Genomic DNA, 14596 nt, shown 5'->3' with positions numbered 1-14596 from the left:
CTTTAAAAGCATCACAAATATGTGAACAAAAAAAGTAATAAAAAAACTGAATAGGGGTTGTTTTTTCGCAATTTTTGTTGCAATATGAACTGAGGATTAAAACTACGAAAAAATACCGTTTACTCTGTGAAAAATCATATTACTTTTCTGAAAGTTAGATATTCTGAAACTGACCAAATGGGCTTTGTCCATCACAGTAACTATGCACAATACTTGGAAGTGGCTAGGCTTGAGTGGCTTGAGAAATTAGGAATCTCTTATAAGTGGATGGAGGAGAACGGAGTGATGCTACCAGTTTATAATTTAAAAACTACGTTTAAGAAGTCTGCGCTCTTTGATGATACCCTAAAAATTGTTACAAGCTTGCGCGCTACACCGACGGTGAGAATAACATTCGATTATGAGGTTTTTAACCAAGATGATGATTTATTAACAATCGCAAGTACAGAATTGATCTTTATTAATACCGAAACTGGCAGACCTATGAGATGTCCGCAATACATACTTGATAAGCTATAATTAATCTTCGTCTTCTAGAAGTGTTATTCCATACACTTCATTAAAAGCATTAATCACTTTTTTAGACTCTTTTCTACGTATGGCGAGTGTAAAAATACAGTTCATTTCCATATGCTGGTTAATGATAGTCACTTTGTAATCATTTATTAACCGCATTACTTTATTAAGTAGTGGGTACTCAAATTGTACTTTAAAGGGGATGTCTATTGTTTTTTCTACAATATGAGAAGCCTCTAGTGCATTTTGAGCTCCTGTACGATACGCATTTATTAAACCACCTACACCAAGCTTTGTCCCGCCAAAATAACGCACGACTACAACAAGCACATTTGTAACATCATAAGACTGTAGCTGTCCATAAATAGGCGCTCCAGCACTGTTAGACGGTTCTCCATCATCATTTGCTCGGTATTGCTCGTACTCTTTACCTAGTACATATGCATAACACCAGTGACGCGCTTGGTAATGTTGTTTTTTAAGACCTTCTATATGCTCTTTTACTTCGGCCTCTGATGTCACCGGAAATGCGTAGCCAAAAAACTTGCTGTTTCTATCCTTAAATAGTGTCTCTTCAGATGGGGTTAGTATTGTTTTATAGGTGTCTTTTGGTGCGATGGCTATTGATTTTTATTGATGAGGGGTTATAATTTTTGCTTCTTCACATATTTCAACACAAGAAAGTTTTGTGCATTAGGTTCAAAACCAGAAATCGTTTTTTGAGTAAAGCGCACTACCTCGTCATAATAAAGCGGTATAATAGGAGACTTGTCTATTATAAGAGAATCCATAGTGCGATATAATTTTTTGCGCTGGCCTATATCTGTAATGCTCAAACTATGCTCGTATAAACTATCATAGGTTGCACTTTTAAAATGCGTGTAGTTTGGTCCATTTGGCGTGAAGTTCTTACTATAAAATAAGCTTAAGTAGTTTTCGGCATCTGGATAATCTGCAATCCAGCTTGCTCTAAAGGCATCTAGCTCTCCGCTACTCTTCATCTGTCGTAGCGTAGATGGAGGCATCACGTCTATATTTACTTTTAAACCTACCTTTTGTAACTCTCGTTGTATGTACTCACAGATATCTAGGTACTGGCTGTTTGTGCCTATGGTGATTTCTGGAGATGTGTCTCCTGTTTCTTTAATGTATTGTGCTATGAGCTTTCGCGAAAGCGTACCATTATAATTATATCCTTTTATATGATCATAGCCAGGTAGCCCTTTAGGTATAAAACCATTTACAGCCGGCTTGCCGATACCATTGCGCAGGTACGTAATCATTTTTTTACGATCAAAACCGTAGTTTACCGCCTTGCGTAGTAAAGCAGATTGTACCTCTGGCGTGTCACTGTCTAAGTAAAAGCCTATGTACTCTGTATTAAGCCACGGTACTTTTTCAAGCTGTACGCGATCTTGATACTTTGCTCTTAAAGTGCCAGAAGCGGTAAGAATCTCATCTTTATATGATGGATCTAAACTATTAAGGTAATCTATATTGCCTTGTGCAAATTGTAAAAACTCACTTTGCTTATCTGGTAAAAATGTAATGGCGACCGCCTCAAGATAGGGTAGCTGGTTGCCATCCTCATCTTTTTCATAGTAGAGCTCATTTTTACGTAATACTAGTTTTACACCTTCTTCCCAGCGTTTGAACTTAAATGGCCCAGTGCCTATGGGGTGAGATCTAAACTCGTTACCATAATGTGTAGTAATCTCTTTAGGAACAACAGAGCAGTAGCGCATACTAAGTAAACCTAGATAAGCGGGAAAGGCCTTCTTTAATGTAATGGTAAATGTGGTGTCATTTACAGCGCTGTAACTTGCCACATTGCCCAATACCCAGCTCCCAGGTGAGGCAATTTTTGGGTCACGTAGTCTATTAAAGGAGTAAACAAAATCTGCAGCGGTTACTATGCGTGTACTGTCTTTAGTGTTAAAAGCAGGGTGTTTATGAAATCGCACGTCATCACGTAGTATAAATGTATACGTAAGCGCATCTTGAGATATTTCCCAAGACTTTGCAATATCTGGTTGTACATTAAGATCATTATCTAGTTGTACCAGACCATTAAATAGCTGGTTAACCGGCCATATTATAGGAGGGTTACGAGCAAAAGCAGGGTCTAGTGTAGAAATTTGATACTGCTCGTTATATCTGAAAACTTGATGATCACGATCACTCGTATCACCTTTGTCACAACCTATAGTACTAAGTATGCAAAGTATAAGTAAGGAATAATTGAGTAAAAGTGAGCGGGTGTTTTTCAATTTGAGTAAGCAAATAATTAAGAGTATCTTTGCCCACCTTTTTTAAGGCTAAGCAGTACACAAATATAGTCCAAATGTCTTCTACAAAGAAAGTCGCTTTTTATACCTTAGGTTGTAAACTTAATTTTTCTGAAACCAGCACCATCGCGCGCAGTTTTGGCAAGGAAGGTTTTGATAAGGTAGACTTTTCTGAAGCCGCAGATGTTTATGTGATAAACACCTGTAGTGTTACAGAAAATGCAGATAAACGTTTTAAAAACATTGTAAAGCAAGCTCAAAAAGCAAATCCAGATGCTGTAAAAGTAGCTGTAGGGTGCTACGCACAACTCAAACCAGAAGAACTTGCTGCGGTAGACGGAGTAGATCTTGTACTAGGAGCTACAGAGAAGTTTAATGTAACAAGCTACATAAACGACTTGCTTAACAATCCAGACCGTGCCCGTGATGGAGGAGAGGTACACGCCTGTGAGATACAAGATGCAGACTTTTATGTAAGCTCTTACTCTATAGGTGATCGTACACGCGCTTTCTTAAAAGTGCAAGATGGTTGCGATTATAAATGTACCTATTGTACCATACCACTAGCACGTGGTATCTCTAGAAGTGATACTTTACAGAATGTACTGGATAATGCGGCCAAAATCGCTACACAAGATATCAAGGAGATTGTCCTCACAGGTGTAAATATAGGTGACTACGGTAAAGGAGAATTTGGTAACAAAAAACACGAGCACACTTTTCTAGAACTCGTACAAGAGCTTGATAAGGTAGACGGTATAGAGCGACTACGCATCTCATCTATAGAGCCTAATCTTCTTAAAAATGAAACCATCGAGGTCGTGTCAAATTCACGCACCTTTGTGCCTCACTTCCATATACCCCTACAAAGCGGGAGTAATAAAATATTAGGTTTAATGCGACGTCGCTACCAGCGAGAACTCTACGTAGATCGCGTTGCAAAAATTAAAGAAGTGATGCCTCACGCCTGTATAGGTGTAGATGTGATTGTAGGTTTTCCGGGAGAGACAGATGAAGATTTTCTTGAGACCTATAACTTTCTTAACAGCCTAGATATATCATACTTACACGTATTTACTTATTCTGAAAGAGATAATACGCCAGCAGCCACAATGGATGGTGTGGTACCAAAAAATGTGCGTAGCAAACGCAGTAAGATGTTGCGTGGCCTTTCGGCAAAAATGAGACGTGCCTTTTATGAATCACAGCTAGATACCAAGCGCACAGTACTTTTTGAAAGTGAAAATAAAGAGGGATATATACACGGCTTTACAGAAAACTATGTAAAAGTAAAAGCTCCTTGGAACCCAGAGCTTGTAAACCAGCTACACGAGGTACAACTTACCAGTATAGATGATGATGGTATGGTGCGATTTGACTTTGTGGGTGTAGAGGCGTAGTGTTTATACGCCTTCGCGAAAGCGTACTCTTAACCCTATTCTTCACTACGGTTAAGCACTTCTACAAAGCGAGTGTTTTTAATATCTTCCCACTCATCTCTTAAAATTGAGTAGCAGCAGGAGTTGCGCCTACGGCCATTTTTTGTAATAATGTCCTTGCGTAAAATTCCTTCTAGGGTTGCGCCCAGCTTTTCGACGGCTTTTCTTGATCGTGTGTTACGCTCATCTATACGAAACTCTACTCGCTCATACGAGAGTTTTTCAAAAGCATAGCGCAGCATTAAAAATTTAATATGCTGGTTGAGACCGCTTCCGCGAAAATCTTCTCCAAGCCACGTCCATCCTATATGAACGACTTTGTTAACCTTATCTATATTTCCAAAACGAGTAGAGCCTGCAAACTTACATAGCTCCTTGTCAAAAATGATAAATGGGAGCGCAGTACCTGCTTGACGTCTGGTAATGGCGTCTTTGATATACTTCTTTAATTTTGGCCCTGTTGAAATATCTGAGCCTCCATATGCATTAAGGTCTACCTGACTTGATAGTGGTAGTAAATCACGATAGTGATAACTCTCCAGGGTGAGAAGTTTTGCACGCTTGTTTTCGAGAGTTTTGATTTTCATATATAAAAAAATGTGTCGCACTTTAAAAGTACGACACATTTTTAAGAAGTGATAGGTGTTATAAGATTATAGTCCTAAAATCTTTGCATCTACTCTAAATCTTGTATAAATCTCAATCTCGTGATCAGACTCTATGGTTTGATCTGTAGTAGTCTCTGTGCGCAATGTGTATGTATCACCTTGTATATAATCTTTAAGCTCTGTATTTACTACGTCTAGATCTAATGTTCTAGCCCCATCTTCTGGTATACTTGTACTAGAGGCAATGAGGCGCTCTTCTAGTCCATCTGCATTTATGTAGATAGCTATGTCATTAAGAAAATCAAAATCACCAGACTCTGGCGTTTGTAAGTTTAATGTGAGTTTTGTGAGTTTCACACTCTCTACTAGGTCTGCATTTGTATTATTATTTTCAAACTCTTGTTGAGAGTTTGTAGTAGTTTCTGGTGTAACAATATCAAATGGAGCGTCTAGTATACTTGTAGACTGTATTGTAATGTTTGTGGTGTAATCTATATTAAACTTTGTTAACTCATCTAGCTTATCACAGGCTATAAAAGTTAAGAGTAATACGGTAATTGCTATGGTCTTTTTAATCATAATTAAGGGAATTTGTCCGCAATATTAACGAAATTTGAATACAGAAAGTTCTGCATAGAACATTATTTAACATATTACTATGAATTACACAAAAGACGAAGTGCTTGCACGCCTGGCAGAAAGCTGCAAGAATACATTAATGGAAACTTTAGACATTGAGTATATAGACTTTGGTGAAGATTTTTTGACAGCACAAATGCCTGTTACCCCTAGAGTTCACCAGCCAGACGGTGTTTTACACGGCGGCGCAATGGTGGCTCTTGCAGAGAGTGTAGGTAGTGCAGCTAGTTTTATGTTTTTAGACCAGGCACATACGATAAGAGGTATTGAAATCTCTGCAAATCACGTAAAGAGTAAACGTGAAGGAATGGTGTATGCAAAGGCAACATTTATTCATAAAGGTCGCACCACTCAGCTATGGAATATTGATGTGGTAGATGAAGAAGATAATCTTATTTCAAAGTGTAAACTTACAACGATAGCCCTGCCTAGAAAGTAATGGATCAAAACGCATTCTTTATAGAGATTCAAAATCATTTTGATGAAGCATTACCCTTTGTGGTATACAGGAAGCCAAACCAAAAAAAGGTTACTGCTTTGCTTCAAGAAGAAGATGAGTTATATACTGTTTCAGACTTTATTGAGAGTGGATTTGTGTTTGCTCCTTTTGACACAACTACGTCAGAAACCATATTGATTCCGCAATCACAGTCTTATGAGATGCGTCTAGATGTGTATGTAACTACTCAATCTAACGAGGAGAATGTAACAACTTCGGTTGAAGCGGCTCAAGGAGCAAAAGAGCAACATATTGCACTTGTAGAAAGTGGTATAAATGAGATTGAAACTACTGGATTGAAGAAAGTTGTGCTTTCGCGAAAGCAAAAAATAAATCACAACTATGAGTCACCTATATCTATTTTTAAAAGATTGCTGGACAGCTACGCAACAGCTTTTGTGTATTGCTGGTATCACCCTAAAGTAGGATTATGGCTAGGCGCCACACCCGAAACCCTTCTCTCGGTCGAAAATAGAAAGCTTTATACAATGTCGCTAGCTGGCACACAGAAGAAAGAAGATACTCTAGAGGTAAGCTGGGGAGCAAAGGAAATAGAAGAGCAGCAGCTTGTTACAGATACTATAGCATATAATCTTAGAGATGTAGTAGAAGACTTGAAAGTGTCTGAAACCCATACGCATCAAGCTGGTACTTTATTGCATCTTAAAACAGATATTACTGCTATAGTACACGATAATGATGCTAAGCTTGCATCTATAATACAAGCACTGCACCCTACGCCAGCCGTATGTGGTTTGCCTAAGCTTGAGGCCAGAGATTTTATCTTACAAAATGAGAATTATAATAGATCATATTATACTGGTTTTTTAGGAGAGCTCAATATAAAGACAGAAAAAAAACGAGCAAGCACACGTCGTAATGTTGAGAATCTAGCCTACGGCGCTGTGAAAAAGCATACGCATCTATTTGTGAATCTACGCTGTATGGAAGTAGATGCTCAGGGCGCACAATTATATGTAGGTGGTGGTATAACCGCTTCTAGTAAGCCGGCGTTAGAGTGGGAGGAAACTGTAAATAAATTGCAGACAGTTGCAACTGTTTTATAGTCATTGTATGTGTTTACTATTCTAATAGAAATTTCAATAAAACTGATTTTTTCTACTAGTATACTGCGGTGTAGAAGTCGTATTTTTGTAATTAATGATTCATTCAAAAATTCCAGTTGCACAATCTATCGTACACCTTTGCTTGAGTAAAGGTATTGATACGGTTATTATATCACCGGGCTCACGTAATGCGCCACTTACGATAGAGTTTACAAAGAATCCTAAAATCAAGGCATATAGTATAGTAGACGAGCGATGTGCTGCTTTTGTAGGTTTGGGCATAGCTCAACAAACGGGTAGACCTGTCGCGCTGGTATGCACATCTGGAAGCGCCTTGCTTAATTACTATCCAGCAATCTCAGAGGCTTTTTATAGTGACATACCGCTCATAGCAATAAGTGCAGACAGACCCATAGAGCGCATAGATATAGGTGATGGACAAACTATACGACAAAAAAATGTGTTTGAAAATCATATCCTTTATTCGGCAAACTTGTATTCTGAGTTAGTTCCTACAGATGATGTAACAGATACAAAGGTGGCTCAAAAAATAAAGGAAAGCCAGCGTCATAATAATCAAGAAATCAATAAAGCGCTTAATGTAGCAATTGAACAATCTGGACCAGTACATATTAACGTGCCATTTTATGAGCCATTATATGAGATGACAGATGTATCTATAGATACTCCTATAGAAATTGCACCTAAGCTTATAGAAAAAGAACTTTCTAATAAAGAATTACTGCCTTATGCTCAAGACTGGAGTAAGGCAACTCGTAAACTTGTAATTATAGGAGTGCAAGATCCAGATACAATGTCTCCGGCATTGCTAGATTTACTAGGTAATGACCCAAGTGTTGTTGTGTTTACAGAAACTACGTCTAATGTAGCACATCCTAATTTTTTTACACGTATAGATAACATTATAGGGAGTCTAGACGATACTGGATTTAAAGACTTGCAACCTGAGATCCTTCTCACCTTTGGAGGGATGGTGGTGTCAAAAAAGGTAAAAGCGTTTTTAAGAAATTATCAACCTGAGCAACACTGGCACGTAGATACTAAGAAAGCATACGATACATATTTCTGTCTTAATAGGCACTTTGAGGTAAGTGCTTCTTTCTTTTTAGAAAAACTGCAGGCACTTACCGAGCCTAAAGAAAGTACTTATCAAGAAAGTTGGCTCGCTGTACGGGCAAAGAGAGATAGATTGCATAGTGAGTACATTGCACAAATGGATTGGTGTGACTTTAAAGCCTTTGATCACATATTAGAGATAATTCCAGATCACTCTGTATTGCAGTTAGGTAATAGTAGTACGGTAAGGTATGCACAACTCTTTGACGTAAATAAAACACTAGAGGTATATTGTAATAGAGGTACGAGCGGTATAGATGGTAGTACGAGCACAGCGATAGGTGGTGCGATGGTAAGTGATAAAATTACAACCTTAGTAACGGGAGAGCTTAGTTTCTTTTACGATAGTAATGCATTATGGAATCAATATATTCCTAATGACTTTAAGATTATAGTTATTAATAATAGTGGTGGAGGTATATTTAGAATTTTACCTAATGAGGATAAGAACACAAATAACTTTGATGAGTTTTTTGAAACAACACACCACTTAGCCGCAGAGAAGCTTTGTGAGATGTATAATTTTAGATATATCAAGGCAACAAACGAAGAGGAATGTGTAGCAGCAAAAAAACAGCTATATGCATCTTCATCTCAACCTACGCTGCTAGAAATCTTTACACCGCGCAAAATTAACGATGAAGTGCTTCTTGACTACTTTAAGTTCATAAAATAAATTTTTTTAAGAGAGTTTAACTTTTTCCTTATCTTTAAAGTGAATTAATAATTTAATCAACAAGTAACTATAAAAAATTATGAGCAAAAGAGCAGAACTCATCTCAAAATATGCAGATGATTTAAAGAACAAATGTGGTATGACCGCAGATATGGATCTCCTTACTAAAGTAACAATAGGATGTGGACCATCAATTTATAACAAAGACTCATCAACAGTATCAGGAAGTTCTGAAACAGAAATTGCTACTGTAAAGAATAACTTTTTGATTAAAAAATTAGGTCTTGCAGATAGCGCAGATCTTGATAAAGCTATAGACAGTGTTCTTGAAACTTACGGAAAGTCTAATCGTAATAAATACCGTGCAGTAGTATACTATATGCTTACTAAGCACTTCAAAAAAGAGTCTGTTTATAAATAGACTACTTTATAATGTATGTAGAAAGCGCTTTGACTCACGTCAAGGCGCTTTTTTCTTTGTAGTAGTTGTACTTTTGCATTTTACAAAAGAATATGTTAGAAATAGGAAAATACCACATAATGAGAATAGACAGAGAGACAGAGCCAGGGCTCTTTCTTTCTAATGAAGCAGGAGATGATGTCTTGTTACCTAATAAGTACGTGCCAGAAGAGTATAAAATTTGGGATGAACTTAATGTATATGTTTATTTAGATCACGAGGAGCGACCAGTAGCAACTACACTAAAGCCTTATATAGAGCTTAATAATTTTGGGTACTTACGTTGTACTGCGGTAAATAATGTAGGAGCCTTTTTAGACTGGGGATTAGAAAAAGAACTTTTTGTTCCTTTTGCTCAACAAGCAAGACCTATGAAGGTAGGTAGCTGGTACATAGTTTATATGTATCTAGATGAGAAAACAAATCGCCTTGCAGCGACTAGTAAAACAATGAAGTACCTCTCTAATGATAATATAGAGGTGAAGAAGTTTGATAAGGTAGACATCATTATCTCACATATTACAGATAGAGGAGCAAACGCTATAGTAAACGGAAAGCACAAAGGGCTTATATATAAAGAAGACATCTTTGAAGATATAAGAACCGGTGACAAGCTAGACGCTTGGGTTAAAAAAGTACGACCAGATGGTAAAATAGATCTTATCTTACAAGAAGAAGGTTACAAAAGTATAGAGCCTAATGCGCAATATATCTATGAAGAGTTACAGGCTAATGATGGTTTTATGCCGCTACACGATAAATCAGATCCAGTAGATATTCAAAATCAACTTGGTCTTAGTAAGAAGAGCTTTAAAAAAGCAATCGGGACGCTATATAGAGATCGTAAGATTTTAATAAAAGAAGATGGGATTCATATAATTGATTAACCCAAGTTCTTTATACTATATAAATGAGCAAAAACTATAACTAGTTTTTGCTCATTTTTTTTGAGGTAGCTTTATCTAGCCCTTCTTTATGCATAAGCACAGAGATAGCTTTGAGACGTATGTAGGGCACACTCATATATATGTAGCCATCATACTTCGTTCTTCCAGTTTCTGTACCCCACGAGTTTTTTACTTTATAATAGACATTACCATTTTGATCTGTTGCTTTCCCTGTAATATGCATCAAGTGGTCATCTGTAGTATTGTAGTTTTCAAACTCATCTTGACGGTATTGTTGTGTAATTGTTTTTTCTAGCTCTGGTCCTAGTACAGCGAGCTTCTTATTACTTTCATTGTCTGGAATTACAGCTACACCGTGTTTTGAAGAAAAAGATAACTCACTCACATCACAATCTAGCGTTACTGTAAAACCGTTGCTCAATGCGTTATCTATATTTAAGACAAACTCATCTAGCGGAAGATTATACATCGCACCATTAGAAAAGTTATCAGGAATATTAAGGATGAATGATTTGTAAAATGGCTGGTGAGTAAAAGAAGTTAGTGTTACATAATCGCTAGGCACTATCTTCATTGTATTTGCAAACTCATTAGGAGTGTATGTTTTGCCATCATAAGAAAAATTAGTAATATTCTCACCTAGATAAACATCCAGCACCTTATCTACTGCGGTTTTCCACTTTTTGCTTAAAGTTCTTCCTGGATTATCTATATAAGTGTCTAGCATACTATGTATAACGGCCACCATTTCGGCGTGGTTATGTTTGGTGTCTGTAAGTGTCAGGCCGGTGTAGGCGCTGTTTGGTGCTAGGCCATAACGCGTAACACTATTAATGACATCGTGCGCGAGTCCGCCTTCAGAAAATTGAGCCTTTCCTTGACGCATTACATAATTTTCAGCTTTTGACGGGTAAGTATTCCTTACTGTGTACATTTCCGAAAGATCTACCATTTTACCAGTAAGTCTAGCAATCTCGCTTTCTAAAAATGAAGATGTACTAAAACTCCAGCACGTTCCTGTTACTCCTTGACTTATGACTGGTGTAGCCTGTAAATCAATAGTATCTGTAAAAATGTAAGAACCCGTAGTGTTTTCTTGTGCGTAATACGCTTTCGCGAAAGCAAAAACAACCACAATACTTAGTAGTACTTTTTTCATCATCTAGTAATAAAGAATTATTTTTACGTAAAAATAGCATATTATGGATAAGCCAAACTGGCAAACAGCCAAAGAATATAAAGACATAACTTACAAAAAGAGTAACGGTGTTGCTCGTATAGCGTTTAATAGACCAGACGTGCGCAACGCGTTTAGGCCTAATACTACAAAGGAATTATATGATGCCTTTTATGATGCAAATGAAGATACATCTATAGGAGTCGTGTTACTCTCTGCCGAGGGGCCATCTTCTAAAGACGGTATTTATAGTTTTTGCTCTGGAGGAGATCAAAAAGCGCGTGGTAAAGAAGGGTATGTAGGTGAAGATGGATACCATAGATTAAATATACTTGAGGTGCAACGTCTCATACGTTTTATGCCTAAGGCAGTAATTGCTGTTGTCCCGGGATGGGCAGTAGGAGGTGGGCATAGCCTGCACGTAGTTTGTGACCTAACTCTTGCAAGTAAGGAACACGCTATTTTTAAACAAACAGATGCAGATGTAACTTCTTTTGACGGTGGATACGGAAGTGCTTACCTCGCAAAAATGGTAGGTCAAAAGAAAGCGAGAGAGATTTTCTTCTTAGGTAGAAACTATTCTGCTCAAGAGGCTTATGAGATGGGTATGGTAAATGCAGTGATACCTCACGCAGAGCTAGAAGATACTGCCTACGAGTGGGCGCAAGAGATTCTTGCAAAATCACCTATATCTATAAAGATGCTCAAATTTGCGATGAACCTTACAGATGACGGTATGGTGGGACAACAAGTTTTTGCTGGTGAGGCAACGCGTCTGGCATATATGACAGATGAGGCCGTAGAGGGTAGAAATGCATTTTTAGAAAAAAGAGCACCTAACTTTGACAAGAAGTGGATTCCTTAATGAAAGGAGTAGTTTAATAGTATACATAAAAAATCCCGCTCTATATTATAGAGCGGGATTTTTATTAAAAACGCTTTCGCGAAAGCGTAACTACTACTTATTCAAAATATGAAAACGTCTCACCATCTTCTATAGTAAGCAGCGTTTCATAAATAAGTTTTATTACATTCTCTACATCTTCACGGTGTACCATCTCAACAGTAGTGTGCATATATCTTAATGGTAATGATATAAGAGCAGAGGCAACACCACTACCGCTATAAGCAAAAGCATCTGTATCTGTACCCGTAGCACGGGATAGTGCAGCTCTTTGGAAAGGAATCTCTTTCTTCTCTGCAGTCTCTGTAATACGGTCACGTAGTTTTTGCTGTACAGCAGGAGCATAAGCAACTACAGGACCTTTGCCTATCTCTGCGTGTCCCTGTTTTTTCATATCTATCATAGGTGTTGTCGTGTCGTGAGTAACATCTGTGACAATGGCAACATCTGGTTTTATGCGCTCTGCAATCATTTGTGCTCCACGTAGTCCTATCTCTTCTTGTACTGAGTTTGTGATGTATAGTCCAAAAGGTAGTTTCTTTTTATTCTCGTGTAAAAGTCTCGCTACCTCTGCAATCATAAAACCACCAGCGCGGTTATCTATCGCTCTACACACAAATTTATCGTCATTAAGAATATGGAAGGTGTCTGGATATGTAATTACACAACCTACGTGTACACCCATTTTTTCTACCTCCTCTTTATCTTTTGCTCCTATGTCTATAAAGATATTGCCAGGTTTTGGTGCTTCTTCTTTTGCTTTATTACGAGTATGTATTGCTGGCCAGCCAAAAACTCCTTTTACAATTCCGTTTTTAGTATGCACGTTTACAATCTTAGAAGGTGCAATCTGGTGATCACTACCACCATTGCGTATTACATAGATAAGACCATTATCTGCTATGTAATTTACATACCAAGAGATTTCATCTGCGTGACCTTCTATTACAACCTTATATTTTGCCTCAGGATTTATTACCGCAACCGCCGTACCGTAGGTATCTGTGATAAACTCATCTACATATGGTTTGAGATAATCCATCCATAATTTCTGTCCATCCCACTCATAGCCTGTAGGAGCTGCGTTGTTGAGGTAACTCTCAAGAAAGTCTAAAGACTTTTTATTTAAAATGCTTTTTGAAGCCATAGAATAATATTTTTTTTAAAAGTAAGAATATTAACCAAGAGTTAATGACGTTATAGCACTCTAATCTTTAATTTTGGAATGATTTTAGCTTAAAGCGAAATAAAAAAGATGCGCATACATAATCTCCTATATATAATAGTATTCATAGCAGGGCTTGCACAAGCTCAAGAAACTCCTGTAGATTCAACAGAAGTTGAAATTGAATATTACATAATTCAAGGGGACACCATTCCAAGGAGCGCTATAGATCTTAATGAGGTAATTGTTTTTAAAAGGCTAAAATTTGATAATAAGCAAGACCGAAGACGATACCTAATACTGCGCCGTAAAACCAGAAAGGTTTTTCCTTATGCAAAACTCGCTGCAGATAGGCTGGTCGCGCTTAATAATAGACTTGACTCCATAGAAGGAAAACGTGCTAGAAAGAAATACACAAAAATCATTCATAAGTACCTAGAAGGCGAATTTTCGGCAGAGCTTAAGAAACTCACACGCACAGAGGGGCAAATACTTATTAAACTCATACATCGTCAAACAGGTGAGACAGCCTTCGAGTTAATAAAGAGACTACGCAGTGGCTGGAGAGCATTTTGGTATAACACCACCGCAAGCGCTTTTGATATTTCACTTAAGAGAGAATTCAATCCAGAACAAGAACAAGAGGATTACCTTATAGAAGATATACTACAGCGTTCTTTTCAATCAGGTATACTTGAGCCGCAGCCTAGTGTGTTAGATTTTAAATTTCTCGAATTATCAGATAAGTGGAAGAATAAAGGAGTAGAGTAGTACCTATATACTTTAGAGTAGTGTACCTTTTACGCTTTCGCGAAATAATATCCTCGACTATTTCCCCTCCATAGTACACGTTTAATTACTGCAATATTAGCCTCATTCTAAAAGAAGATATAATTCATATTGTTTAAGGTAAAGAAGGTCAGTGGTTTGTAAATTATTTTGAAATTTATTTAAAAAATACTTGTCAGACTTGAACTTCTGTGTATCTTTGCCACCCGTTTGACTGCAAGCGGTAGTTCTTATAAATGTTTGTTTGATTGGCTTTAAAATTTATTTCAAATTATTTTCAAAAGATAGTTTGTAAAGTCAAAAAAGGTTGTAGTTTTGCAGCCG

General features: G+C 37.4%; 15 protein-coding genes. 9 read left to right on the top strand and 6 right to left on the bottom strand.

Going from position 1 to position 14596, the window contains the following annotated elements; translation table 11 throughout:
- Positions 1-126: 126 nt before the first annotated feature.
- Positions 127-519 (top strand): thioesterase family protein, encoded by a 393-nt coding sequence (locus Q0948_RS14555; protein WP_298354301.1) that lies wholly within the window; start codon positions 127-129, stop codon positions 517-519.
- Here Q0948_RS14555 and Q0948_RS14550 read toward each other — a convergent pair whose 3' ends face one another.
- Positions 520-1134 (bottom strand): YigZ family protein, encoded by a 615-nt coding sequence (locus tag Q0948_RS14550; protein ID WP_298354396.1) that lies wholly within the window; start codon positions 1132-1134, stop codon positions 520-522.
- Between the two features lie 26 nt (positions 1135-1160).
- Positions 1161-2735 carry an ABC transporter substrate-binding protein gene (locus Q0948_RS14545; RefSeq protein ID WP_298354394.1) on the bottom strand — a complete coding sequence of 525 codons (1575 nt, stop codon included), beginning with the start codon at positions 2733-2735 and terminating at the stop codon, positions 1161-1163.
- 125 nt (positions 2736-2860) lie between these two features.
- Here Q0948_RS14545 and mtaB point away from each other — a divergent pair, with 125 nt between their 5' ends.
- Positions 2861-4204, top strand: a complete 1344-nt coding sequence (mtaB, locus tag Q0948_RS14540; RefSeq protein ID WP_298354298.1) for a tRNA (N(6)-L-threonylcarbamoyladenosine(37)-C(2))-methylthiotransferase MtaB — start codon at positions 2861-2863, stop codon at positions 4202-4204.
- A 35-nt stretch (positions 4205-4239) separates the two neighbouring features.
- Here mtaB and Q0948_RS14535 read toward each other — a convergent pair whose 3' ends face one another.
- Both Q0948_RS14535 and Q0948_RS14530 read right to left on the bottom strand, forming a co-directional pair.
- A complete protein-coding gene (locus Q0948_RS14535; protein ID WP_038600287.1) occupies positions 4240-4830 on the bottom strand; it encodes a GNAT family protein in 591 nt (196 codons plus the stop codon).
- Positions 4831-4896: 66 nt separating this feature from the next.
- Positions 4897-5430, bottom strand: coding sequence for a hypothetical protein (locus tag Q0948_RS14530; RefSeq protein ID WP_298354293.1), 534 nt, complete (start codon positions 5428-5430; stop codon positions 4897-4899).
- Positions 5431-5509: 79 nt separating this feature from the next.
- Here Q0948_RS14530 and Q0948_RS14525 point away from each other — a divergent pair, with 79 nt between their 5' ends.
- From Q0948_RS14525 to Q0948_RS14505, 5 genes are all read left to right on the top strand, one after another.
- Positions 5510-5929 carry a hotdog fold thioesterase gene (locus Q0948_RS14525; protein ID WP_298354290.1) on the top strand — a complete coding sequence of 140 codons (420 nt, stop codon included), beginning with the start codon at positions 5510-5512 and terminating at the stop codon, positions 5927-5929.
- Complete coding sequence (locus Q0948_RS14520) at positions 5929-7056, top strand: chorismate-binding protein (protein WP_298354287.1); 1128 nt, start codon at positions 5929-5931, stop codon at positions 7054-7056. Before Q0948_RS14525 ends, Q0948_RS14520 begins: the two co-directional genes overlap by 1 nt.
- 94 nt (positions 7057-7150) lie before the next feature.
- Positions 7151-8869, top strand: coding sequence for a 2-succinyl-5-enolpyruvyl-6-hydroxy-3-cyclohexene-1-carboxylic-acid synthase (menD, locus tag Q0948_RS14515; protein ID WP_298354284.1), 1719 nt, complete (start codon positions 7151-7153; stop codon positions 8867-8869).
- 79 nt (positions 8870-8948) lie between these two features.
- Positions 8949-9290 (top strand): DUF2853 family protein, encoded by a 342-nt coding sequence (locus Q0948_RS14510; protein WP_038600301.1) that lies wholly within the window; start codon positions 8949-8951, stop codon positions 9288-9290.
- A gap of 92 nt (positions 9291-9382) precedes the next feature.
- A complete protein-coding gene (locus Q0948_RS14505; protein WP_298354278.1) occupies positions 9383-10216 on the top strand; it encodes a S1-like domain-containing RNA-binding protein in 834 nt (277 codons plus the stop codon).
- A 40-nt stretch (positions 10217-10256) separates the two neighbouring features.
- Here the strand turns inward: Q0948_RS14505 and Q0948_RS14500 are convergent, their stop codons facing one another.
- The gene (locus tag Q0948_RS14500; protein ID WP_298354390.1) at positions 10257-11396 is read right to left on the bottom strand and encodes a C1 family peptidase; all 1140 of its coding nucleotides are present in this window, start codon (positions 11394-11396) and stop codon (positions 10257-10259) included.
- Positions 11397-11439: 43 nt separating this feature from the next.
- On the opposite strand from Q0948_RS14500, the gene Q0948_RS14495 reads away from it, so the two are divergent.
- A complete protein-coding gene (locus tag Q0948_RS14495) occupies positions 11440-12279 on the top strand; it encodes a 1,4-dihydroxy-2-naphthoyl-CoA synthase (RefSeq protein WP_298354275.1) in 840 nt (279 codons plus the stop codon).
- A gap of 97 nt (positions 12280-12376) precedes the next feature.
- Here the strand turns inward: Q0948_RS14495 and Q0948_RS14490 are convergent, their stop codons facing one another.
- On the bottom strand, positions 12377-13465 hold the full coding sequence (locus Q0948_RS14490; RefSeq protein WP_298354272.1) for a M42 family metallopeptidase: 1089 nt from the start codon (positions 13463-13465) through the stop codon (positions 12377-12379).
- 108 nt (positions 13466-13573) lie between these two features.
- Here Q0948_RS14490 and Q0948_RS14485 point away from each other — a divergent pair, with 108 nt between their 5' ends.
- Complete coding sequence (locus tag Q0948_RS14485) at positions 13574-14254, top strand: DUF4294 domain-containing protein (RefSeq protein WP_035336335.1); 681 nt, start codon at positions 13574-13576, stop codon at positions 14252-14254.
- Positions 14255-14596: the final 342 nt, after the last annotated feature.

This window comes from uncultured Dokdonia sp. (assembly GCF_947496725.1).
Lineage (GTDB): Bacteria > Bacteroidota > Bacteroidia > Flavobacteriales > Flavobacteriaceae > Dokdonia.
Note: the sequence above shows the minus strand (reverse complement) of the source record. Positions and strands in the feature narration are given on the sequence as shown.

Coding starts and splice junctions, on each gene's coding strand:
- Q0948_RS14505 (WP_298354278.1), top strand. CDS start 9,383: ATGTTAGAAATAGGAAAATACCACATAATGAGAATAGACAGAGAGACA.
- Q0948_RS14510 (WP_038600301.1), top strand. CDS start 8,949: ATGAGCAAAAGAGCAGAACTCATCTCAAAATATGCAGATGATTTAAAG.
- Q0948_RS14520 (WP_298354287.1), top strand. CDS start 5,929: ATGGATCAAAACGCATTCTTTATAGAGATTCAAAATCATTTTGATGAA.
- mtaB (WP_298354298.1), top strand. CDS start 2,861: ATGTCTTCTACAAAGAAAGTCGCTTTTTATACCTTAGGTTGTAAACTT.
- Q0948_RS14485 (WP_035336335.1), top strand. CDS start 13,574: ATGCGCATACATAATCTCCTATATATAATAGTATTCATAGCAGGGCTT.
- Q0948_RS14535 (WP_038600287.1), bottom strand. CDS start 4,830: ATGAAAATCAAAACTCTCGAAAACAAGCGTGCAAAACTTCTCACCCTG.
- Q0948_RS14530 (WP_298354293.1), bottom strand. CDS start 5,430: ATGATTAAAAAGACCATAGCAATTACCGTATTACTCTTAACTTTTATA.
- Q0948_RS14495 (WP_298354275.1), top strand. CDS start 11,440: ATGGATAAGCCAAACTGGCAAACAGCCAAAGAATATAAAGACATAACT.
- Q0948_RS14525 (WP_298354290.1), top strand. CDS start 5,510: ATGAATTACACAAAAGACGAAGTGCTTGCACGCCTGGCAGAAAGCTGC.
- menD (WP_298354284.1), top strand. CDS start 7,151: ATGATTCATTCAAAAATTCCAGTTGCACAATCTATCGTACACCTTTGC.
- Q0948_RS14490 (WP_298354272.1), bottom strand. CDS start 13,465: ATGGCTTCAAAAAGCATTTTAAATAAAAAGTCTTTAGACTTTCTTGAG.
- Q0948_RS14500 (WP_298354390.1), bottom strand. CDS start 11,396: ATGAAAAAAGTACTACTAAGTATTGTGGTTGTTTTTGCTTTCGCGAAA.